The organism is Subtercola boreus, assembly GCF_006716115.1.
Lineage (GTDB): Bacteria > Actinomycetota > Actinomycetes > Actinomycetales > Microbacteriaceae > Subtercola > Subtercola boreus.
On the sequence record NZ_VFOO01000001.1, the window covers coordinates 486441 to 506460 of the forward strand.

The 20020-nt window shown below is 68.4% G+C and carries 17 protein-coding genes and 1 pseudogene; 2 read left to right on the forward strand and 16 right to left on the reverse strand.

Features of this window, described 5'->3' with window-relative positions; all coding sequences use genetic code 11:
• Positions 1-37: 37 nt before the first annotated feature.
• The 8 genes from FB464_RS02375 to FB464_RS02410 all read right to left on the reverse strand — a co-directional run bounded on the left by FB464_RS02375 (position 38) and on the right by FB464_RS02410 (position 10640).
• On the reverse strand, positions 38-1519 hold the full coding sequence (locus FB464_RS02375) for a threonine/serine exporter family protein (protein ID WP_116415281.1): 1482 nt from the start codon (positions 1517-1519) through the stop codon (positions 38-40).
• 73 nt (positions 1520-1592) lie between these two features.
• Positions 1593-2357 carry a dienelactone hydrolase family protein gene (locus FB464_RS02380; RefSeq protein WP_170151933.1) on the reverse strand — a complete coding sequence of 255 codons (765 nt, stop codon included), beginning with the start codon at positions 2355-2357 and terminating at the stop codon, positions 1593-1595.
• A 64-nt stretch (positions 2358-2421) separates the two neighbouring features.
• The gene (locus tag FB464_RS02385) at positions 2422-4209 is read right to left on the reverse strand and encodes a dipeptide ABC transporter ATP-binding protein (protein ID WP_116415279.1); all 1788 of its coding nucleotides are present in this window, start codon (positions 4207-4209) and stop codon (positions 2422-2424) included.
• Positions 4206-5195 carry an ABC transporter permease gene (locus tag FB464_RS02390; RefSeq protein ID WP_116416649.1) on the reverse strand — a complete coding sequence of 330 codons (990 nt, stop codon included), beginning with the start codon at positions 5193-5195 and terminating at the stop codon, positions 4206-4208. The genes FB464_RS02385 and FB464_RS02390 overlap by 4 nt, the downstream gene beginning before the upstream one ends.
• A 110-nt stretch (positions 5196-5305) precedes the next feature.
• Positions 5306-6406 carry an ABC transporter permease gene (locus FB464_RS02395; RefSeq protein ID WP_116415278.1) on the reverse strand — a complete coding sequence of 367 codons (1101 nt, stop codon included), beginning with the start codon at positions 6404-6406 and terminating at the stop codon, positions 5306-5308.
• 82 nt (positions 6407-6488) lie between these two features.
• On the reverse strand, positions 6489-8129 hold the full coding sequence (locus FB464_RS02400; RefSeq protein WP_116415277.1) for an ABC transporter substrate-binding protein: 1641 nt from the start codon (positions 8127-8129) through the stop codon (positions 6489-6491).
• Between the two features lie 229 nt (positions 8130-8358).
• Positions 8359-9033 carry a hypothetical protein gene (locus FB464_RS02405; RefSeq protein ID WP_116415276.1) on the reverse strand — a complete coding sequence of 225 codons (675 nt, stop codon included), beginning with the start codon at positions 9031-9033 and terminating at the stop codon, positions 8359-8361.
• A gap of 191 nt (positions 9034-9224) precedes the next feature.
• Positions 9225-10640, reverse strand: coding sequence for a glycosyltransferase 87 family protein (locus FB464_RS02410; protein ID WP_170151932.1), 1416 nt, complete (start codon positions 10638-10640; stop codon positions 9225-9227).
• 56 nt (positions 10641-10696) lie between these two features.
• On the opposite strand from FB464_RS02410, the gene FB464_RS02415 reads away from it, so the two are divergent.
• A complete protein-coding gene (locus FB464_RS02415; RefSeq protein WP_116415274.1) occupies positions 10697-11995 on the forward strand; it encodes a molybdopterin-dependent oxidoreductase in 1299 nt (432 codons plus the stop codon).
• A 44-nt stretch (positions 11996-12039) separates the two neighbouring features.
• Positions 12040-12474, forward strand: coding sequence for a hypothetical protein (locus FB464_RS02420; protein WP_142206593.1), 435 nt, complete (start codon positions 12040-12042; stop codon positions 12472-12474).
• On the opposite strand, the gene FB464_RS02425 is transcribed toward FB464_RS02420, so the two are convergent.
• The 8 genes and pseudogenes from FB464_RS02425 to FB464_RS02455 form a co-directional block, all read right to left on the reverse strand.
• The gene (locus FB464_RS02425; RefSeq protein ID WP_116415272.1) at positions 12471-13721 is read right to left on the reverse strand and encodes an LCP family glycopolymer transferase; all 1251 of its coding nucleotides are present in this window, start codon (positions 13719-13721) and stop codon (positions 12471-12473) included. The two genes, FB464_RS02420 and FB464_RS02425, sit on opposite strands and share 4 nt — an antisense overlap.
• Positions 13722-13944: 223 nt before the next feature.
• Positions 13945-14604, reverse strand: coding sequence for a class I SAM-dependent methyltransferase (locus FB464_RS02430; protein ID WP_116415271.1), 660 nt, complete (start codon positions 14602-14604; stop codon positions 13945-13947).
• Positions 14601-15320: a TIGR04282 family arsenosugar biosynthesis glycosyltransferase gene (locus FB464_RS02435; protein WP_116415270.1), complete on the reverse strand. Its 720-nt coding sequence runs from the start codon at positions 15318-15320 to the stop codon at positions 14601-14603. The genes FB464_RS02430 and FB464_RS02435 overlap by 4 nt, the downstream gene beginning before the upstream one ends.
• Before the next feature lie 189 nt (positions 15321-15509).
• Positions 15510-16259, reverse strand: coding sequence for a glycosyltransferase family 2 protein (locus FB464_RS02440; protein ID WP_116415269.1), 750 nt, complete (start codon positions 16257-16259; stop codon positions 15510-15512).
• Positions 16256-17419 carry an NAD-dependent epimerase/dehydratase family protein gene (locus tag FB464_RS19670; protein WP_170152042.1) on the reverse strand — a complete coding sequence of 388 codons (1164 nt, stop codon included), beginning with the start codon at positions 17417-17419 and terminating at the stop codon, positions 16256-16258. The genes FB464_RS02440 and FB464_RS19670 overlap by 4 nt, the downstream gene beginning before the upstream one ends.
• A gap of 351 nt (positions 17420-17770) precedes the next feature.
• Positions 17771-18466 (reverse strand): annotated as a pseudogene (locus FB464_RS19675) (MTAP family purine nucleoside phosphorylase); the annotation flags it as partial.
• A gap of 35 nt (positions 18467-18501) precedes the next feature.
• Positions 18502-19458 carry a bacteriorhodopsin gene (locus tag FB464_RS02450; RefSeq protein ID WP_116415267.1) on the reverse strand — a complete coding sequence of 319 codons (957 nt, stop codon included), beginning with the start codon at positions 19456-19458 and terminating at the stop codon, positions 18502-18504.
• 4 nt (positions 19459-19462) lie between these two features.
• Complete coding sequence (locus FB464_RS02455) at positions 19463-19801, reverse strand: DUF7882 family protein (RefSeq protein ID WP_116415266.1); 339 nt, start codon at positions 19799-19801, stop codon at positions 19463-19465.
• Positions 19802-20020: the final 219 nt, after the last annotated feature.

Below are 20020 nucleotides of genomic sequence, written 5' to 3' on the forward strand. Positions count from 1 at the left end.
AGAGTCAGCGCCTGCCTCAGAGAAACAGCCCCTGCGCTCAGGATCCCTGACGGGCAGCCCTCCGGGCCCGCCTGGCCCGGTCGAAGTCGCGGGTGAGCCCCGTGCCGACGAGGATGCCGAGCGCGATCGAGAAGAGTGACAGCGCCGTGTTCACGACGGTGGTCGCGCTGCCGGCGCTCTGGGTGGCCGTCTCGCTGAGGCCGATGAACCCGAGCGCCCCCGGAACCAGCAACCAGAATGACGCCAGAGTCATGACGGTCGCTGGCGGAGCGGTGCGGAACCGCGCAAAGAGTCGGCTGACCGGCACGATCACGAGCGCGCCGACGAAGCCGCCGAGCTGCGGTCCGATGGCGAGGGCGCCGAGCGACTGGGCACCGTACGCCACGAAGAGGGCCAGCAGGATCCAGAGGAACGACCGTTTCGGTGCCGACAGGAACAGTACGTAGCCCGCGGCGACGAGGGTGACGCCGAGAACCGACGTCCACCAGCCGAGTTGCACGCCGACGCCAATCATCCCCGCGCTGGCCGTCACGGTGAAACCGGCGATCACGCCGAACGTCAGCAGCAGCAGTTGTGCGACCCCGTAGACGATGCGGCTGGCTCCGGCGATGATCTGGTTGCTGGTCAGCTCGATCGACGCCACCGTCAGCGTGAGCCCGGGCAGGAAGCTCACCAGCGCGGGCGTGATCAGCCGCAACGGATCGCCGCCGGCCGGCCCCGCGAGGAACAGGACGGTCACGATCGTCACGATGAAGGCCGCGAACACCGGCATGGCGCTGGCGAGAGTCGGCAGTCTGCGGCCGAGCAGCAGCATCAACCCGACGATTGCGCCGAGCAGCAGGTAGGCGGGAACGGCCGAGAGCGTCGGGTTCAGGGTGAGTCCGAATCCGAGGCAGAGCACGGTGTGGCCGATGACGACCATCCAGGCGGGGAACCGCGCGCGGGACGAACGGATGACCGCGAACCTCGTCGCCGCATCGTCGGGATTCAGCAGCCCGAGCCGCGCTTCGTTGACGAGTTCGTCGATCGCGCCGGCCTGGTCGAGCCGAACGGAGAGGGACGACACCGTGTCGAGGTCGGTGCGCCCGGCACGCACCGGCTCGCCCGCCGCACCGGCCCCGGCCATCCCGGAGGAGGCCGAGCCGTGCACGATCGCGCCGCGCACGGCTCCCCGGCCGTTCGCTCCGCGCACGTCGTCGACGAGGCCGGCCGCGATGCGGGCTGTGCTGATGGTGCCGGTGTCGACGGCGACAGACGGGATGCTGTCGAGTTGCAGCACCACCAGCGTCGGCAGCACGGCGATGCGGATGCCCGTCAGATGGTAGGTCTCCGCGATCTCGTAGAGCGTCGACTCCACATCGTTGGTCGCCTGGCTGGAGGCCAGCATGGCGATCCCGAGGGTGCGGAGCATGGTGAGGATCGACGTGTCGACGGCCACATCCTCCGGCGGCTGCACGCTCTGGGCCGGCGGTTTGAGCGACCAGCCGAACAGTCGCCGCACGAGGTCGAGTGCGCTCATCCGTTCTGCCACCGTCTCAGCCCCACTGTCTCAGCCCCACTGTCTCAGCCCCATCGTTACAGCTCATCGCTCGTCAGCGGGCCGTGTGGAGGTTCTCGGCGAGAAAAGCGAGACTCTTCTTCCATGCGTCCTTTGCCGCATCCTTGCGGTACGCGTGGGTGTTGCTCTCGTTGAAGAAGGCGTGGCCGGCGTTCCGGTAGGCGATCGCGGTGAAATCGACGTGAGCCGCTTTCATCTGCTCCGTCAACGCGGGCAGCGCCGCGAAGAGGGCGGGGTCGTCCTCCCCGACGAAGTAGAGGATCGGGCAGGCGATCTCGGCGAGCAGTTCCCCGGGGAGGTTCGCGTACGCGTAGAACGGAAGGGATGCCCGCACCCGAGGGTCGGCGACGGCGAGGCTGAAGGCGTAGCTGCCGCCGAAGCTGAAGCCCGTGACGGCGATGCGGCCGGCCACGGCCGTCTGGCGATGCAGGTGGTCGATGGTCGCGATCAGTCGGTGGATGGCGCGGGTCGCGAACGCCGGCGCGGTGATCGGCGCCATCAGCTCACGGAGGCGCACCTGGGCCGCTGCGAGCTCGTCGTGATCGGTGCTGACCAGACGCACCTGCAGGTCGTCGGCTTCGTCGGCGGAGACCCCCAGTTCGCCCATCAGGTCCGGAGCGATGGCGAGGTAGCCTTCCGCCGCGTACCGGTCCGCGACGTTCCGGATCTCGTCTACCAGTCCCCACACCTCGTGGATGACGATGATGGCGCCCCGGTACTCCTCCGGGGCACCCTTCGGCGTCGCGACGTACGCCGTGAAGTCGGTTCCGGCAGCGCTGAGGGTCACGAGTTGGCTCACGAGGGACAGTTTACGGGGCGCGCCCGATCCGATACGGGCCGCAGAGGGTCACGCTTTGCACCCCTCACGCGCTACCCGCCGTGCGCGCCTCCTCGGCACGGAGCTCCCGCAGGGCCTCCCGGCGTTTCGCCTGCTCGATCGGATCCGGTACCGGCAGGGAGGCCAGCAGCCGCTGGGTGTAGGGATGCTTCGGTGCCCCGAGCACCTCGGAACCCGTTCCCTCCTCGACGAGCTTGCCCTTGTAGAGCACGGCGATGCGGTCGGCCAGCAGATCGACGACGGCGAGGTCGTGACTGATGAAGAGTGCGGCGAAGCCGAACTCCCGCTGGAGCTCCGCGAACAGTTCCAGCACCCTGGCCTGCACCGAGACGTCGAGCGCCGAGGTCGGCTCGTCGGCGATCAGCAGCTTCGGTTCGAGCGCGATCGCCCGGGCGAGGCTGGCGCGCTGCCGCTGCCCACCCGAGAGTTCGTGGGGGTAGCGGTCGCCGTAGCTCTTCGGCAGTTGCACGGCTTCGAGGAGCTCGTCGACCCGTGGCCTGGCCTCGCGCGGGTTCTCTGCCCGGCCATGGATGACCAGCGGTTCCGCCACGCAGTCGGCGATGGTGAGCAGGGGGTTGAAGCTCGAGGCGGGATCCTGGAACACGAACCCGATGTCGCTCCGCACCTTCTTGAAGACCCTCTCGCGAATGCCGTTCATCTCGTGGTCGAGCACCGTCAGCGAACCGCCCGTGACCCGGGTGAGACCGCCGATGGCCCGGCCGATCGTGGTCTTGCCAGATCCGCTCTCGCCGACCAGGCCGAGCACCTCGCCCGCGCGGATCTCGAAGTCGACGCCGTCGACCGCGACGAAACCGCCCCGCCCGAAGCGCCCCGGGTACTCGATGCGGAGGCCCGACGCGACGACGACCGGAGCGTTCTGCTGCCAATTCTCCGCACGACCGGATGCTCGTTCGGCGGTCTGCAGGGCACCCTGGCCGATGTGCGGGACGGAGGCCAGCAGCTTCTTCGTGTAGTCGTTCTGCGGGTCGGAGAACAGGGTGACGGCGTCAGCCTCCTCGACGACTCGGCCCTGGTACATCACGGCGACCCGGTCGGCGAGATCGGCGACGACACCCATGTTGTGGGTGATCAGCACGATCGCGGTGCCGAACTCGTCGCGGCAGCGACGGAGCAGGTCGAGGATCTCGGCCTGCACCGTGACGTCGAGGGCGGTCGTCGGTTCGTCGGCCACGATCAGCCCGGGATCGAGCACCAGGGCCTGAGCGATGACGACGCGCTGTTTCTGCCCGCCCGAGAACTGGTGCGGGTAGTAGTTCACCCGCGTCTCGGGGTCGGGGATACCGACCCGGCCGAGGATGTCGATCGCCTTGGCCTTCGCCTCGGCACGAGTGTACGTGCCGTGCGCCCGAAGCCCTTCCGCGATCTGCCAGCCGACGGTGTAGACCGGGTTCAGCGCGGTCGACGGCTCCTGGAAGACCATCGACACATCGGAACCGCGGACGTCGCGGAGCTTCTTCTTCGACAGGCGCACAACGTTGTTGACGTGCGCGCCGGTGCCGGAACCGTCGGCGGTGGCCCGGCTGGAGAGCAGGATCGCTCCGCGTGCGGTGGCCGTCTCCGGCAGCAGCCCGAGGATGGACTTGGCGGTGACGGTCTTGCCCGAGCCGCTCTCGCCGACGATGGCCAGCACTTCGCCCGCGGCCACGGAGAGGCTCACCCGGTCGACGGCCTTGATCGCTCCCGCGTCGGTGGCGAACGAGACCTCGAGGTTCTCGATCGAGACGATGGTGCGGGCCGCGTCGCCCTGAGCGTGGGTGGCGGAGGGACGAGCGGCGGGGGGCAGTTCGGTCATGACGGGTTCCTGTCGGTGTGGACGGTGATTCCGCTGTCGTCGAAGTCGCCGCCGCCCTCGAGCCCGGCGAGACCTCCGGGGCCCGCGTCGAGCGTGCCACCCGGAACCACGGATGTCGCTGCGACGTCTCCTGCCGCTGCTGCGACAGCCCGGCGGCCCCGGAGGCGCGGGTCGGCCAGGTCGTTGAGGCTCTCACCGACGAGGGTGACGCCGAGAACCGAGAGCACGATGGCAAGACCGGGGAAGACCGCGGTCCACCAGATGCCGCTCGTCACGTCGGAGAGCGACTTGTTCAGGTCGAAACCCCACTCGGCGGCTGCCGTCGGTTCGATGCCGAAGCCGAGGAATCCGAGGCCGGCGAGCGTCAGCACCGCCTCCGAGGCGTTCAGGGTGAAGATCAGGGGGAGGGTCCGCGTGGAGTTCCGCAGCACGTGCCGCACCATGATGCGGGCATTCGAGGCCCCGATGACCTTCGCCGACTCGACGAACGCTTCGCCCTTGATGCGGACGGTCTCCGACCGGATGACACGGAAGTACTGCGGGATGTAGACCACGGTGATCGAGATCGCAGCCGCGAGGATGCCGCCGTACAGGTTCGACTGGCCACCGGAAATGACGATCGACATCACGATGGCGAGCAGCAGCGAGGGGAAGGCGTAGATGGCGTCGGCCAGCACCACGAGGATGCGGTCGAGCCAGCCTCCGAAGTATCCGGAGACGAGCCCGAGGAAGACGCCGAGGAAGATCGACAGCACGATCGCGACGACCATGACCTCGAGAGCCGTCTGGGCGCCCCAGATGACCCGCGAGAACACGTCGTACCCGCCGACGGTCGTTCCCCAGATATGCCCGGGGCTCGGTGGGAGCTGGGCGCCGAACTGGCCGTCGGCGTCGCGCAACTGGGCGAAACCGTACGGAGCGATGAACTGCGCGAACACCGCGCAGATGATGAAGACGCCGGTGATGATGAGCCCGGCGACGAGCATGCCGCGCTGGAGGCCCACACTCTGGCGGAGCTGGTGCACGACGGGCAGGCGGGAGAACAGCGAACGCTTGGCGCGGAGCGGGCGCTGGACGGGGAGGGTGCGGGTCACGGTCAGTACCTCACTCGCGGGTCGATGAGCGCGGCGATGATGTCCACGATGAAGTTCGTGACGGCGACGATCACGGCCAGCAGGGCGACGATGCCCTGCACGGCCACGAAGTCGCGCGCCGCGAGGTACTGGGCCAGCTGGAAGCCGAGGCCCTTCCACTCGAAGGTCGACTCGGTCAGAACGGCCCCACCGAGCAGCAGGGCGATCTGCAGGCCGATGACGGTGATGATGGGGATCAGGGCGGGCTTGTAGGCGTGCTTGCGTACGAGACGGTATTCGCTGACGCCGCGGGAGCGTGCGGCGTCGACGTAGTCCGTCGAGAGCGTGCCGATCACGTTCGTGCGCACGAGCCGCAGGAAGACGCCGGCTGTCAGGAGGCCCAGGGCGATCGCCGGCAGGATGGCGTGCGTGAGCACATCGCCGATGACGGCCGGGTCGCCGGTCTGGAAGGCGTCGATCAGGTAGATGCCCGTCTTGTTCGGGAGGAACTGCATCTCGAGCTCCGACGAGGTGGATGCCCGCCCCGCCACCGGCAGCACGTTGAGCCACACGGAGAAGACGAGTTTCAGCAGGATGCCCGCGAAGAACACCGGGGTCGCGTAACAGAGGATGGCGAAGACGCGGAGCGCCGCATCCTGGCCCTTGTCGCGGAAGTAGGCGGCGAGCATCCCGAGCGGGATGCCGACGATGAACGCGACGATGAGCGCGTAGAACGCGAGCTCGAGGGTGGCGACGCCGTAGGTGACGAGGATGGTGGTGATCGGGCGGTTGTCGCTGATGCTCGTGCCGAAGTCACCGGTGACGATGTGGCCGAGGTACTCGAAGTACTGCACCAGGATCGGCCGGTCGTAGCCGGCGGCGTGGATGCGCTCCTGCAGTTGTGCGCCGCTGAGTCGCCCGCCGAGCGCTGCCGTGATCGGGTCGCCCGTGGCCCGCATGAGGAAGAACACGAGGGTGACGAGGATGAAGATGGTCGGGATGATCAGCAGGAACCGCACGACGATGTAGCGGCCGAGCCCCCCGCCGGGAATGCGTCGCCGGGCAGTGGGCCTGGAGGCCGGGCTGGGGGCGGGTGCGCCAACAGCTGGAACGGTCGCTGTCATGGGTGCCAATCGTCGTGTGCGTGCGAAAGAAGCGGGGGGCGATCCGTCGATTCCGGATCGCCCCCCGTGTGGTGCAGTGTACCTAGCTCTTCGAGAGCGCTCCGTAGCGGAACTTGAACGAGGCGTCGAGCGTGTCGGCCGTGCCGTTCACGTTCGAGCCGACGACGGCGACCTGCGAGCCCTGCAGGTACGGGACCGTCGGCAGGTCGGCCGCGACCTTGGACTGGATGTCCTCGATCAGCTTCTGGCGGGCCGCGGCGTCGGTCTCGCTGAGCTGCTTGGTGATCTCGTCCTGCGCGGTGGCGTTGTCGTAGTGGTTCGCGAGGAAGCTGTCAGCCGAGAAGAACGGCGTCAGGTAGTTGTCGGCGTCGGAGTAGTCGGGGAACCAGCCGAGCTGGTACTCCGGGTAGACGTCTGCCGTGCGGTCCTTCGAGTACTGCACGTAGTCGGTGGTCTGCAGGTTCACGGTGAACAGGCCGCTCGACTCGAGCTGGTCCTTGATCAGGGCGTACTCGTCGCCTGACGACGGACCGTAGTGCTCGGAGACATACTGCAGGTTCAGAGTGACCGGACCGGTGACGCCGGCGGCCGCGAGGGTCGACTTCGCCTTGTCGGCGCTCGGCTTCCCGGAGCCGTCTCCGTAGAGGTCCTTCATGACGGTGGTGGCGCCGGTGAGCCCTGCGGGAACGAAGGAGTAGAGCGGCGTGTAGGTGTCCTTGTAGACCTGCGAAGCGATGGCGTCACGGTCGATCAGGTCGGCGACGGCCTGGCGCACGGCGAGCGACTTGGCGGGGTCGGCCTCGGGTGTCGTGGCTCCGAACGGCATCGTGTTGAAGTTGAAGACGATGTAGCGGATCTCGCCGCCGGGGCCGTCGACGACCTTCACCTTGCTGTTCGTCGACAGGTCTGCGATGTCGGTGGCGGAGAGGCTGCGGTAGGCCACGTCGATGTTGTTCTGCTGGATGTCGAGCTTGAGGTTCGCGGCCTCGGCGTAGTACTTGACGTTGACCGTGCCGGTCTTCGCCGCACCGAGCAGGCCCTGGTAGTTCGGGTTCGCCTTGTACTGGATGGTGTTGTTGAAGTCGTAGCTCGAGATGTCGTACTGCCCGGCGAACGGGTGACCCTTGACGATGTCGTTGTCGGGGGTGAGTGCGGTGGCCGAGAAGACCTGCTCGTCGACGATGGGACCTGCGGGGCTCGAGAGCACCTGCGCGAAGGTCTGGTCGTTTGCGTTCTTCAGCGTGAAGACCACGGTGGTGGGGTCGGGGGCTGCGACGCTGTCGAGGTTGCCGAGGAGTGACGACGGACCGTTCTCGTCGGCGATGGCCACGACGCGGTCGAAGCTGAACTTCACATCGGAGGAGGTCAGGTCGTTGCCGTTGGCGAACTTCAGCCCGGACTTCAGCTTCACGGTGTACTCCGTGGGGGAGGTGAAGTCGGCCGAGACGGCGATGTCGGGCTTCACATCGGGGCTGCCGAGCGGGGAGTTCACCAGGAAGGGGTAGATCTGGTTCTCGACCGCGAACGAGCCGTTGTCGTAGGAGCCGGCGGGGTCGATCGTCGTGACCTTGTCGGTCGTGCCGATCGTGATCGAACCGGAGGCCGCGCCGCCGCTGGCGGAACCGCCTGAGTTGGAGCCGGAGCAGCCGGTGAGGGCGAGGGCCGAGACGGCGAGTGCTGCGGAGACCGCGAGCACGCGCTTTCGATGGAATGCGGAGGACATGGACTTACCTCTTTCGGATTGCTGTTTGCTGTGTATCCAGTCTTAACACACGCAGACTTCGCATCCGGTCAATTCGGCCGAATGTTTACAGCAACGCAACGAACCGACCCTGTGGACGAGAAGTGCATCAGAAACTGCTTCGGGAGGACTCGCCACCAAACAACAGAGAAAGGCCCCGGCGGAGTGCGCCGGGGCCTTTCGGATGCTGTGTTAAGCGGTGTAGCGGGTGTTACTTGGTGTTGACCGTGATCTTGGCAACGCCGACCAGCAGACCTTCCTTGACGGCGGTGGTGCCGTAGGTCTTGTTCAGCAGCGCAGCAGCGTCAGCCGACACGTGCACGGTCGTGCCCTCGAGGATCGCGGTGTCACCCGAGGTCTGGAGGGGCTTCAGGGTCGAGCCGTCGAGGTCGAAGAGGAAGGCCTGCTTGGCGACCTCTGCACCGTTGGCGGCAACGTCACCGTAGAGCTTCGAGGTGCCGGGGTCGATCGTGAAGTTGGTCAGGTCGACCTCGATGCCGCCACCGGTCAGGCTGAGGCCCGATCCTTCGTGCTCGATGGAGCCCTGGACGTAGGGACGGTAGGACTCGTTCGGGTCGTAGTACTTGACGTTGCCACCCGTGATCGGGAAGTCGAGCACGCCGGCGGTGGAGAGCGTCGCGGTGCCGAGCACGCCGGGGGTGAGGCCGAGGCTGGTCAGCGCGGCGAGGAAGCCGGCGTCGACCGTGACGGCCGTGTCCTTACCGGAGAGCGTGGGGATCGTCGCGATCGGCGTTCCGTTGGTCGAAGCCGACGCCGAAGCGGAGGGCGAGGACGAAGTCGTGGAGGACGTGGAGCAGGCGGCGAGCGAGAAAGCGAGCAGACCCGATGCGGCGATGGCGATCGAGACCTTCTTGAAGTTGCGCATGATGGAAATCCTTTTCTGTGGGTGGGTTCCGGGTACGCCAAAGGAGTTGAGGCAGAGGCAGAATCGTGGCGTTGAACCATGCTTCTGTCGGTGCGAGAACTGACGGAGTCGAAACCCGTTTGTGTCGGTGATTGCCTGACGCTATGAGTTCGCCACCCCCCGCCAATCGGATGGGTATGGGTTTTTCGCTCTCAGGTGGCGCTCAGGTTCGAGGCTGTCGACCGACCGTTCAGCTGGCCGTTCCCGCGCCGTCTCAGTACCAGTACGACGAGGATGCCCGCGATGGCGATCGCGAACGACACCCGTGCCACCGCCAGCGTGGGCACCAGTAGTTGCACCGTCAGGGCGAGGGGAACGAGCATCCACTCCCAGCGGCGCGACAGAGCGATGAACGGAACCAGGAGCAGGGCGTACCAGGAGTAGCTCGGTGTGACGACGAGCATGGTGACGCCGATCATCACCACCTGGCCGAACCAGGGGGCATCGGGATCGGTGAAGCGGAACACCAGCAGCGCCGTGACGAGCAACAGGATCGCCGCCAGCACGAGCGCTCCGAGGCCCGGGGCGACGATCGACAGCAGTGCGAACCGGCTGCCGTCGTCGTACCCCTCTTCGCTGAGGTAGCCGGGCAGGTAGCCGACGACCGCGATGCCGGTCGACAGGATGTACGGCACGTAGAGTGCCGCGAACGTCAGCAGGGCCGAGATCGTCACGCTGAACGGATGCCGCCGGAGGATCGCCGGCACACCGATGACCGGGACGAGCTTCACGGCGATGGCGGCTCCGAGGCTGATGCCGCCGAGCACGCTCCGCCTGACCTCGCGGAAGGCCCGGCCGGGACCGGCGCGGGAGAGGAGGAGCGTGGCGACCAGGAGCAGAAGCGCGGCCAGGGCATCCACATGCGAGTTCGTCACCGCCTCCGTAGCGACGAACGGGCTCCACCCCCAGAGCGCGGCCCAGCGCGGATCGATGCCCCGTCGGCGCATCGCGAGCACCAGGGCGACGGTGACACCGATGAGCAGGAGCGCACCCGCGATCTGGAAGGGGGCGTACTCAACGCTTGCGGGCACGGTCAGGCGCACCCCGGCGAAGTACAACTCTGCAGCCGGTGGATAGATCGTGTTGACCTGCGGGCGGTTGATGGTCGTGCAGATGACGTCGAAGGAGGGCACGCTGAGGGTGCGCCCCACGCGCGGGCCCTCGCACTGCGGGCGCCCGTCGGCGTCGGTCACCGGGGAAGGGAACAGCCAGTCGGTGCGGAACTCGGCCAACGCGTCGTCGGCAGGGGTGTAGGAGTAGGGGGACGTGCCGCCGATCTGCACGATGCCGTCCCACGCGTAGCGGGCCGAGTCGGTACTCGTGTTGGGTGGGCCCGCGAGGGCGCTCCCTCCGAGCACGGCCGATCCGGCGACGACGAGCACGACGACGGCGCGCGCCGGCACCTTCTGGAGCGACCAGAGCGCGAGACCGTAGAGCGCCCAGAGTCCGATAGTGCACCAGAGGATGCCACCGGCATCCGACGGATCGAAGAACCCGACGGCGGTGACCGAGAAGGCGGTGAGGGCGGCCATCGCAGCGAGAATGACAGCCGTCAGCAGAATACGCACAAGGCCTATCATGGGCCCAGAGCCACCACTTCGGTGTCCCGCTCCGAAGAAGGATCATGCGACGCCTGCTACTGACCCTCCAGCACGCCGTCGCCGCGCCCACCCGGAATCCCCGGCTCGCTGTGGTGATCGGTCGACTGCTCGGCATCGCCTTCCTGGTCTGCTTCGGCACCGGGCTCTACAGTCACTTCCTGCAGGAGCCGTTGCCGTGGATGCACTTCCCGACGTTCCCGGGCAACCTGTACCAGTTCACGCAGGGCATCCACATCACAGCCGGCATAGCCTGTTTCCCGCTCATCCTTGCAAAGCTCTACACGGTCTTCCCGAACCTGTTCGAGACCCCGCCGATCACCGGAATCGGGAGCCTGCTCGCCCGCGCATCCATCGCTGTGTTCGTCGGAGCGTCGCTGGTCGAGATCACGATCGGCCTGCTGAACACCTACCAGTTCTACCCGTGGCCGTTCGGGTTCCGTGAGGTGCATTTCGCGCTGTCGTTCGTGATCATCGGGTCCCTGGCGATCCACATCGGGGTGAAACTGCCGATCATTGCGAAGTACTGGCGGAAGCGCGACGGCTACGGCCCCGAGCTCGCCTTCGATGAGGAGGAGCGCGCGGAGATCAACGCGCCGCTGGTGGACGTACTGCCCGAGCCTCTGCAGAAGGTTCCGGGTGTGCGCCAGGCGTCGGGGCTGACCGGTCGGCTGTTCCGCTGGATCGACGCGGCGCCGGCGGACCCTATCGAGCAGCCCCGCACAGGGGCATCCACCAGCCGGCGGGGCTTCCTCGTGACGGTGGGTGTGGGCGTGGCGGCCGTCGTCGTGCTCACGGCCGGGCAGTCGTTCGCGCTCCTGCGACCGTTCAACCTGTTCGCGCCGCGGGTGAAGGGGATCGGGCCGCAGTCGGTGCCGATCAACCGCACCGCCGCCGCCGCGCAGGTCACCGAGACGGCGATGGCGCCGGACTGGGCGCTCACGATCAGCAACGGATCCCGCAGCGCGTCGTTCACCCGTGCGGCGCTCCTGGCGATGCCGCAGACCACCGTCGACCTGCCGATCGCCTGCGTCGAGGGCTGGAGCCAGCTGGCGACGTGGACGGGCGTGCGCCTGAACGACCTCGTCAGGCAGGTCGAGGCGGGGGAGGGTGCGGCGCTCCGCATCACCAGCCTCGAGAAGGAGGGCGGCTACCGGGTGACGCAGATGGGCTCCGAATACGTGGCGGATGACTCGACCCTCGTCGCCCTGGCCCTGAACGGGGAGACGCTCGACATCGACCACGGGTACCCGGCGCGGATGATCGCGCCCGGTCGGCCCGGGGTGCTGCAGACGAAGTGGCTGAGCAGACTGGAGGTGATGTGATGAGCGAACGTCGCGTGGATGAGAGTCGCGTGGAGGGGGGCGGCATGAGTGCACGCACGATGCGCCTCACCCGCACGATCCTGATCGTGGTCGGGGTGCTCGGGCTGGCCCTCGGGGCAGTGGTGCTGGTCTCGAAGCAGGACCTCCCGGCGATCCTCAGCGTCGCCGCGTGGATGCTCGGGGCGATCATCCTGCACGATGCCATCCTGTCGCCGATCGTGTTCCTCATCGGCGTCGTGGCGCGCCGCGCCGGGAGGCGTGTCTCGAAGGTGGTGCTCGCGATCATCCAGGGCGGAATCGTCACGGGGTGCCTGCTGATGCTGCTCGTGATCCCGGAGATCTACGCGAAGACGCTGCCGATCGCCAACGACACGGTGCTGCCCTTCGACTACGCCGCGCGGCTCGGGTTCCTGTGGCTCGGCATTGCCGCGCTGACGGCGGCGATCTGCGCGGTCTACCTGCGAGTGCGCAAACGCTAGTTGCCCACCGTGCAGGTCTGGTCGGCTGCCGTCTGGCCGGTCACGTTCGACGGCAGAGCCACGTCTGTGGCGGGTGTCGTCGGAGCAGCCGTCGATCCGTCGGTCGGGGTTGCGGTGTCGGACGGTATCGCGGTATCCGTCGGCGCGGCGTTGGGGTCGGTAGTAGCCGCCTCGCCCGTGCCGCCGGTCAGCGAGATCGGCTGGTTGTTCACGAGTGCGGTGTTCAGTACGCCGGCAGCGGTCTCGTCGGCGACCACGCGGTTCGAGTCGTCGGGGTCGGCCACGACCGGGTACTGCACGAACACGAGCTTGCTGAGGTCGACGTCTTTCAGCGCGAGGGCGATCGAGACCATCGAGTTCGCATTCAGGCTCGTCGAGAGTTTCATGTTCGCCAGGGCGGCGTTCGCGAGCTGGTACAGGGTCACCGGGTTGGCGAGAACCCCAGCGCTCGTGACCTTCCGCATGAGGGCCGACAGGAACACCTGCTGGTTGCTGATGCGGCCGAGGTCGCTGCCGTCGGCCACGCCGTGGCGGGTGCGCACGAAGGCGAGTGCTTCGTCGCCGACCAGGTTCTGGTTGCCGGCTTCGAGGTCGAGGCCCGTGAACGAGTCGACGACGGGTGAGGCGAGACAGACGGTGACACCGCCGACCGCGGTCGACATCGCCGAGACGCCGGAGAAGCTGATCTCGGCGGCGTAGGGGATCGTCAGCCCGGTGAGGGCTTCGACCGTCAGAACGGTGCAGGAGATGCCTCCGCGGGACAGGGTGGAGTTGAAGATCTCGAAGTCGGAGGCGGAGACGGTGCCGTCACCGGTGGGCGACGGGCAGTCCGGCACCGGGCCCATCAGGTCGCGCGGGAAGCTGATCACCGCGGCACTCTTGTGATCGGCGGAGATGTGCAGAAGGATCGTGACGTCGTTGTTGCCGGCGCCGGAGCTCGCGTCCTGGTTGGCAGCGTCCTCGAAGCCCGCGCCCTGGTCTGTGCGCGTGTCAGTGCCGACGAGCAGCAGGTTCACGCTGCCCTCGGCCGCACCGATCGCCACAGACGGGGCGTTGTCACCGTTTGCCGTCTGCAACTGGATGCCGGGCTGCGCCCGCCCGAGTGTCTGCGCGACGGCGATGGCGGCGACGGAGGTGGAGCTGACCGCGAGCACGGCGACGATGGCGAGCGCTGTGCGGAGGATCACGCCGGCGGGGCGGCGGGCGTGCAGCCGGCCGTGGCGCACCTGGCGGTCTTCGGCGCTCACAGGGCCGCCGCCAGCGGACTGCGGGGTGCTGGCAGACCAGTGCGGGGCGTTGTCAGAGCAGTGCGGGGTGCCGGAGGCGTTCGGGTCAGTCTCATTCGCGGCCGGGGGCCCTTCAGTCAGCGATCGATCGTCACCCTATGTTGCCGCATCCGACCGCTTCTGCGTGTCACTGCAGGGTTTTCGCCGCCAATTCCTCGGGAACGCCCAGTTTTGCGGGACAGCCTCAGACCCGGTGTTCGAGGCGACAGAACGAGCGGCCGTCGCGGGTCCAGCTCTGCACCGGGCCGAGTCCGAACGGGGCCGCCCGGCGGGCGAGCGCCGCACTGCCGATCTCTGCCCAGGGGAACGACGCGCTCGCGCGGCCGTCGTCGCCGACGACCGTGCAGTCGTAGGTGCGGTCGACAGCGGCGTCGTGCTGCACCTCGACGAGCACGCAGCCGGTCGGCGAGAGGAGCTCGGCGCACCGTTCGAGCAGGGCGGACGGATCGCCGCCGATACCGATGTTGCCGTCGACGAGCAGGAGCGTCATCCACTCGCCTTCGAGGGGCAGACGGTCGAAGACGGACGCCTCGAGAACCGGCACTCCCGCGGCGTGGGCGACGCCGACCGCAGCCCGCGAGACGTCGATCCCCAGCGCGTTGTAGCCCGCCGTGAGAGCGGCCCTGACCATCCGGCCCGGTCCGCAGCCGATGTCGAGCAGCGGGCCGGTGCCCTCTTCGATGAGGCTCATGTCGGTGGCGTCGGCTGCGGAACTCCAGCGGCCGACATCCATGACCAGCGACCGCGACCCGGGCGCGCCGGCGGGTACGAGCAGCAGTTGGCCGTCGTTCTGCAGGGCGCGGGCGTACGGCTCGTCGCCGCCGGCACCGAAGGTGGGGGTCATGCGCGGGCTCCCGTGAGTTCGCGGGCTGCGCCGAGTTCGCGGGCTGCGCCGGGCGTGCGGGTTGCGCCGGGCGTGCGGGTTGCGCCGACAGCCTGCTGCCAGGCCGTCGCGAACCGACCGTTCGGGGCGAGGCCGGCCACCAGCGATGCGTCTTCGGCCGTGTCGACGTCGGTGAGGCTGCCGAGGAGGCCCACCGTGAGGCCGGCCTCGCGCAGGCGGGCGAGTTGGATGCTGCCGGTGTCGTCCTCGGACATCGGCACTCCCTTGATGAGGCTGCCGTCGGGGTTCGCCATCGCCAGGGCCCAGAAGCCGCCGTCGGTGGAGAGGCCGAGCCAGGCGTCGGGGAGTTCCGAATCGACGCCTTGTGGCCAGGCGAGCACGGGGGCCAGGTCGCCGCGAGTGAGCTGCGGGGTGTCCATGCCGACCAGGAGGGTCGGACCCTGGCACTTGTCGAAGATGTCGGCCAGCCGGGCATCCAGAGAACCCGTCGCCTGCGGGATGATCTCGAACCCTGCGGCCTCGGCGGGAGCGTTGGCGGGGTCGCCGTCGAACGCCAGGATGCGGCGGTCAGCCGGCAGCTCACGGATCACGTCGAGCGTGTCCCGGAGGCTTCCGGATGCCACGGCCGCCGCCTGCTCGAAGGTGAGCTCGGGAGTCAGCCGGGTCTTCACCCTCCCGGGTACGCACTCTTTTGCGATGACGATGACTGTGAGCACCGGGACTCCCTCTTGTGACTGCGTGGCTCTGCGATGAATGTGACTGCTGCTGTGTGCGTCTGCTGTGATTCTTGCTGTGTGCTTCTGCTGTGTGCAGAGGGGGGTTCGGAGCAGCGGGCCGGATGGATGGTTCGTACAGCCGGCGGTCAGGTTCAGCGTGCAGTCGCTGGGCAGGCGCAGCGCAGTCGATCAGCCGCCGTTCCGTACCGCCCGGAGCAACCGGGACATGTCGCGGATCGCGCCGACCGTGCCGCGGAGCGTGCCGGTCACCTTCGAGCGCCCGACCCGGGGGGAGTAGCCGGTGTCGGTCTCGACGATGCGCCAGCCCCGGTCGTTCGTGCGCAACACCATCTCGAGCGGGTAACCGCTCCGCCGATCCTCGAGCCCGAGGGCGAGGAGGTCCGCGCGGCGCGCGACCCGCATCGGGCCGAGGTCGTGCAGCACGACTCCGGAGCGCAGGCGGATGAGGAGGCTGAGGGCGCGGTTCGCGAGCCGGGCGTGCAGGGGCCAGGATCCGCGGGCGGTGGGGCGCCGGCGGCCCAGCACGAGACGGGCGCCGGTGGGCTGTTGCGGCTGGCCCGCGGCGGAGGGTGCAGCAGCCGCTCCCAGGAGGGCGACCATACGGGGGAGCTCGGCCGGATCCATCGACGCATCCGCATCGCAGAACGCGACAGTGTCGGCCGTCGCCGCGAGCAGGCCCGCGTGGGCGGCCGATCCGAAACCGCGACGCGGTTCGCTCACGACGAGGGCGCCGAGGGCGCGCGCCACGGCAGCCGAGTCATCCGTCGAGCCGTTGTCGACGACGATTGCCCGGTAGCCGGCGGGCAGGCGTCCGAGAACCCAGGGGAGGGCGGCCGCCTCGTCGAGGCAGGGGAGCACGACGTCGACGAGCGGGACAGCTGCGTCGGGGAGCGGGACAGGTGCGCCGGCGTCGGTCATCGCTCTGTCACGGCGGCTCGGAGCGGCGCGTGCGCGAACTCCCGCACGCCGTCGTCGAACGACACTGAGGGGGTCCAGCCGAGCTCTGAACGGAGACGCTCGCTCGACGCGGTGATGTGCCGCACGTCGCCGAGCCGGAACTCTCCGGTCACGACCGGTGCGAGCCCGCCCGAGAAACGGCTGAGCGCTTCGGCGAGATCGCCGATGGTGTGCACAGTCCCGCTCCCCACGTTGAAGGCGCGGAAGGTGGAATCCGGGCCTGTCGCCGTGCTGTCGAGGGCGGCGAGGTTGGCGGAGGCGACGTCGGCCACGTGCACGAAGTCCCGCCGTTGCCGGCCGTCCTCGAAGACCCGGGGCGCCTCGCCGCGCTCGATCGCCGAGCGGAACAATGAAGCGACGCCGGCGTACGGCGTGTTCTGCGGCATGCCCGGGCCGTACACGTTGTGGTACCGGAGCGCGATGGCCCGGCCGCCGGTCGAGCGGGCCCAGGAGGTGGCGAGGTACTCCTGGGAGAGTTTGCTGGAGGCGTAGACGTTGCGGGGGTCGAGCGGGTCGTCCTCCGAGATGAGAGCGGGAACGAGCGCGAGACCTGTCGCGGGGTCGACGGGGTCGAAGCGACCCGCTTCGAGGTCGCTCTGCTGGCGCGCGGGCGGGCGGAGGGTGTCGCCGGTTCCGGATGCCCGGCGGTAGCTCCCCTCGCCGTAGACCACCATCGACGAGGCCATCACGAGCCGGCCGATGCCGGCCCGTGTCATCCCGGCCAGCAGGATTGCGGTGCCGAGCTCATTGCTGGCGACATAGTCGGGCGCGTCGAGGAAGTCGACCCCGAGCCCGACCTTGGCGGCCTGGTGGCAGACCACGGTCACACCGGCCAGCGCGGCGGCGACGGCCTGCGGGTCGGTGACGTCGCCGAGGAGGAATTCGACCCCGGGGTCGTCGTCGAAGGGCCCCGCGGCCGGGGCTCCGCCTGCCGCTGCTGGGCCTGCCGCTGCTGGGCCTGCTGCTGAGGGGACTGCCGCTGCTGGGCCTGCCGCTGCGGGGACTGCCGCGTGCACGTCGGGCCGCAGGGAGTCGAGCACGCGCACAGACCAGCCCCGGTCCCGCGCCTGCCGCACGATGGCGGAGCCGATGAACCCGGCACCGCCCGTCACGAGGAGCAGCCGGCCGGCGTCGACATCGCTGCTGCCGGTCACGACGGCTGTGCCGTCTGCCGGAACCGCGCCGTCTGCCAAAACCGCTCCGTCGGCCGGAACCGCGCCGTCTGCTGGAACCGCGCCTGCTGCCGGCACTGCGTACGCCAGTACGCGTTCCACCTCTGCGGGCGCGATCAACTCGCGGGGCTCGTAGTCGACCGGGATGGCCGCCACGATGGCCTCGATCGCGCGGATGATGCGGGGCTGGGCATCCCGCAGCCGCCGGAAGACCAGGTCGGCACTGACCGAATCGGATGACGTGTCAGCCGTCCCGTCAGCGGTCTCGTCGGAGGGCGTGTCGGCGCTCGGCGCCAGGCCCGCGTCGGCGTCCGTCACGAACGAGAGGTTCACCGTGCCGATGTTCAGTTCCGCGGCGAGGGTCACCTCGGGCACCAGCGTCATGTTCACCGTGTGGGCTCCTGCGGCCCGGAACCAGACCGACTCGGCGCGGGTCGAGAACCGGGGGCCCTGGATCACGACGACGGTGCCTGTGGAGGAGAAGACCTCGCCCGCCGCCGTGAGCGCGCCCGCAGCGAGGCCGTGGAGGGAGGGGCAGAACGGATCCGCCGCGGCGAGGTGCTGCACGCTGCCCCGGTCGAAGAACGTGTCGGGCCGGCCCCAGGTGCGGTCGATGAACTGGTCGGTGAGCACGAGAGTGCCCGGCGGAACGTCGGGGCTGACCCCGCCGACGGCCGCTGAGGACACGATCGCCCGCACGCCGAGCGACTTCAGCGCCCAGATGTTCGCGCGATAGTTGATCCGGTGCGGCGCGACGGAATGGTCGGCGCCGTGACGCGTCAGGAATGCCACGCTCCGGCCATCGATCCGGCCCACCGTGATGGGGCTCGACGTCTCGCCGAACGGAGTCGGAACGGTGACCTCGACGACCCTGTCGTCGCTGCCGTCGAACAGACTGTAGAGACCCGATCCACCGATCACAGCGATGCGCGGCTGCTCGGTCAGAGCGGGATGGGCTGCGGCGACGGGTGTGTCGGAGGGTGACGCTTCAGGCATGGTTCACGGTAACAGCCTCCGGGAACCGTGGGCGCTCACAGGTCGTCGTCGTCGATCTCGCTGCGTTCGAAGGGAACGGCCGAACTCATCGGTGGGCGCGCGTGGCGCGGGTGCACGGAAGCGCCCTCCGCCAGGTACACCTCGTTCGGCTGGCCCGCATCGGACTGTTTGACCGACGAGATCCAGATGGACTCCGGATGCACGTCGTCTCCCGCGCGCACGTCTTCTGCCGTGCGGAGCTTCGCCACGCGGTGGATGAGCGTGCCGAAGCCGATCTTCACGAGAACGTCGGCGACGCAGAGGGACACCTGCATCGTGGTGGCCCAGCCGCCGCCGTCGCCGAACACCTGGATCAGGTAGACCAGCGGGTAGACCACCCAGCCGGAGAGCATCAGGATCGTCGCCGAGCGCATCCAGGAGGCTGCCTGGGTCGTCAGCGAGGGAAGCGATCGGCGCACGCACCGGATGAGCAACACGTTCGTGATGATCCAGAAGACGCCACTGATACCGCCCCAGATCAGGAGCTGGGCCTGGCTCTGGCCCTCATCGATCACGATTGCGCCGAGGAAACCACTGAAGATCATGGCGAACGAGCTGGCACCCACGATGAGCTGCGTACGGCGGAGCGCCGGTCCGACGACACTGCAGACGGCGAGCAGCTCGAACGTCAGCAGGGGAACGGTGACCGACCAGTCGGTGTACCGCAGGGCGAACATCATCACCGCATTGCCGTTCGGCACGTAGGTGTCGCCCGTGAGCGTGTAGCTCGACAGGAAGGTGGTGATCAGAAGCAGGTACGACACGAACGCGACGCCCGTGACGGTCAGTCTGGCCACAACGGCCGGCCGGAAACGGGATCCGACCTCCGACCGGGTCGTCACGCTCCGGGCGAACCCGGCGAGCAGCGCCAAGCCTGCGACGACGAGGAAATAGAGCGTGAGAAGGTACTGCGGCTGGCTGAGGGTCGCCAGCCAGGGGGCCGAAGCGGTCATCCGGTCAACTCCTCGACTTGGTCATCGACGAACTGTGCGGAAGGCTTCCGGGTTCGGGGAGGAAGAAAAGTCCGGCCCCGCTGTTGGCGGACTCCATCAGCACCTCGATCCACTCGCGGTTGATGGAGGGAATGCGGCTGCCGAAGTACCGATAGTAGAGAGTGCTCGACGGGTCGAGCCAGATGGAGCTCCGGCCGCTACCCACGTCGGCGGAGTCGTTCCACGAGAACACGAAACTCTCGCGGCGGCGGAGTTTCGCGGTGATCACGATCTGGAGATGCTGGAGAGCCCGGTCATCGAAACTGATCTCGATGCTCGGGTTGCCGTAGAGCAGAAGGCCCAAAGCCGGCCGCGCCTAGAGGCTCTGCGGATCGGGATCGGCGGGAGCTCCACCCGACGCCGTGTCCTCTTCGGTTTCGGCGTCATGATCGGCGTCGTGCTCCGGTTGCTTCTTGTCGGTCATGGCTCAAAAATACTGGGTCGCGCGAGGGGCAGGATGCGGCGTGGCGGGGGACTTGTGCGATCCCGGAAACCGCCCTATGCTCGTGCGCTTCCAAGCGCC

Excerpts from the sequence above, each read along its gene's own strand:
- FB464_RS02375 (WP_116415281.1), bottom strand. The coding sequence starts at position 1,519 with ATGAGCGCACTCGACCTCGTGCGGCGACTGTTCGGCTGGTCGCTCAAA.
- FB464_RS02385 (WP_116415279.1), bottom strand. The coding sequence starts at position 4,209 with ATGACCGAACTGCCCCCCGCCGCTCGTCCCTCCGCCACCCACGCTCAG.
- FB464_RS02390 (WP_116416649.1), bottom strand. The coding sequence starts at position 5,195 with ATGCTCGTCGCCGGGCTCATCATCACCGGCGTCTTCATCATCTGCGCG.
- FB464_RS02395 (WP_116415278.1), bottom strand. The coding sequence starts at position 6,406 with ATGACAGCGACCGTTCCAGCTGTTGGCGCACCCGCCCCCAGCCCGGCC.
- FB464_RS02400 (WP_116415277.1), bottom strand. The coding sequence starts at position 8,129 with ATGTCCTCCGCATTCCATCGAAAGCGCGTGCTCGCGGTCTCCGCAGCA.
- FB464_RS02405 (WP_116415276.1), bottom strand. The coding sequence starts at position 9,033 with ATGCGCAACTTCAAGAAGGTCTCGATCGCCATCGCCGCATCGGGTCTG.
- FB464_RS02415 (WP_116415274.1), top strand. The coding sequence starts at position 10,697 with ATGCGACGCCTGCTACTGACCCTCCAGCACGCCGTCGCCGCGCCCACC.
- FB464_RS02420 (WP_142206593.1), top strand. The coding sequence starts at position 12,040 with ATGAGTGCACGCACGATGCGCCTCACCCGCACGATCCTGATCGTGGTC.
- FB464_RS02430 (WP_116415271.1), bottom strand. The coding sequence starts at position 14,604 with ATGACCCCCACCTTCGGTGCCGGCGGCGACGAGCCGTACGCCCGCGCC.
- FB464_RS02440 (WP_116415269.1), bottom strand. The coding sequence starts at position 16,259 with ATGACCGACGCCGGCGCACCTGTCCCGCTCCCCGACGCAGCTGTCCCG.
- FB464_RS02450 (WP_116415267.1), bottom strand. The coding sequence starts at position 19,458 with ATGACCGCTTCGGCCCCCTGGCTGGCGACCCTCAGCCAGCCGCAGTAC.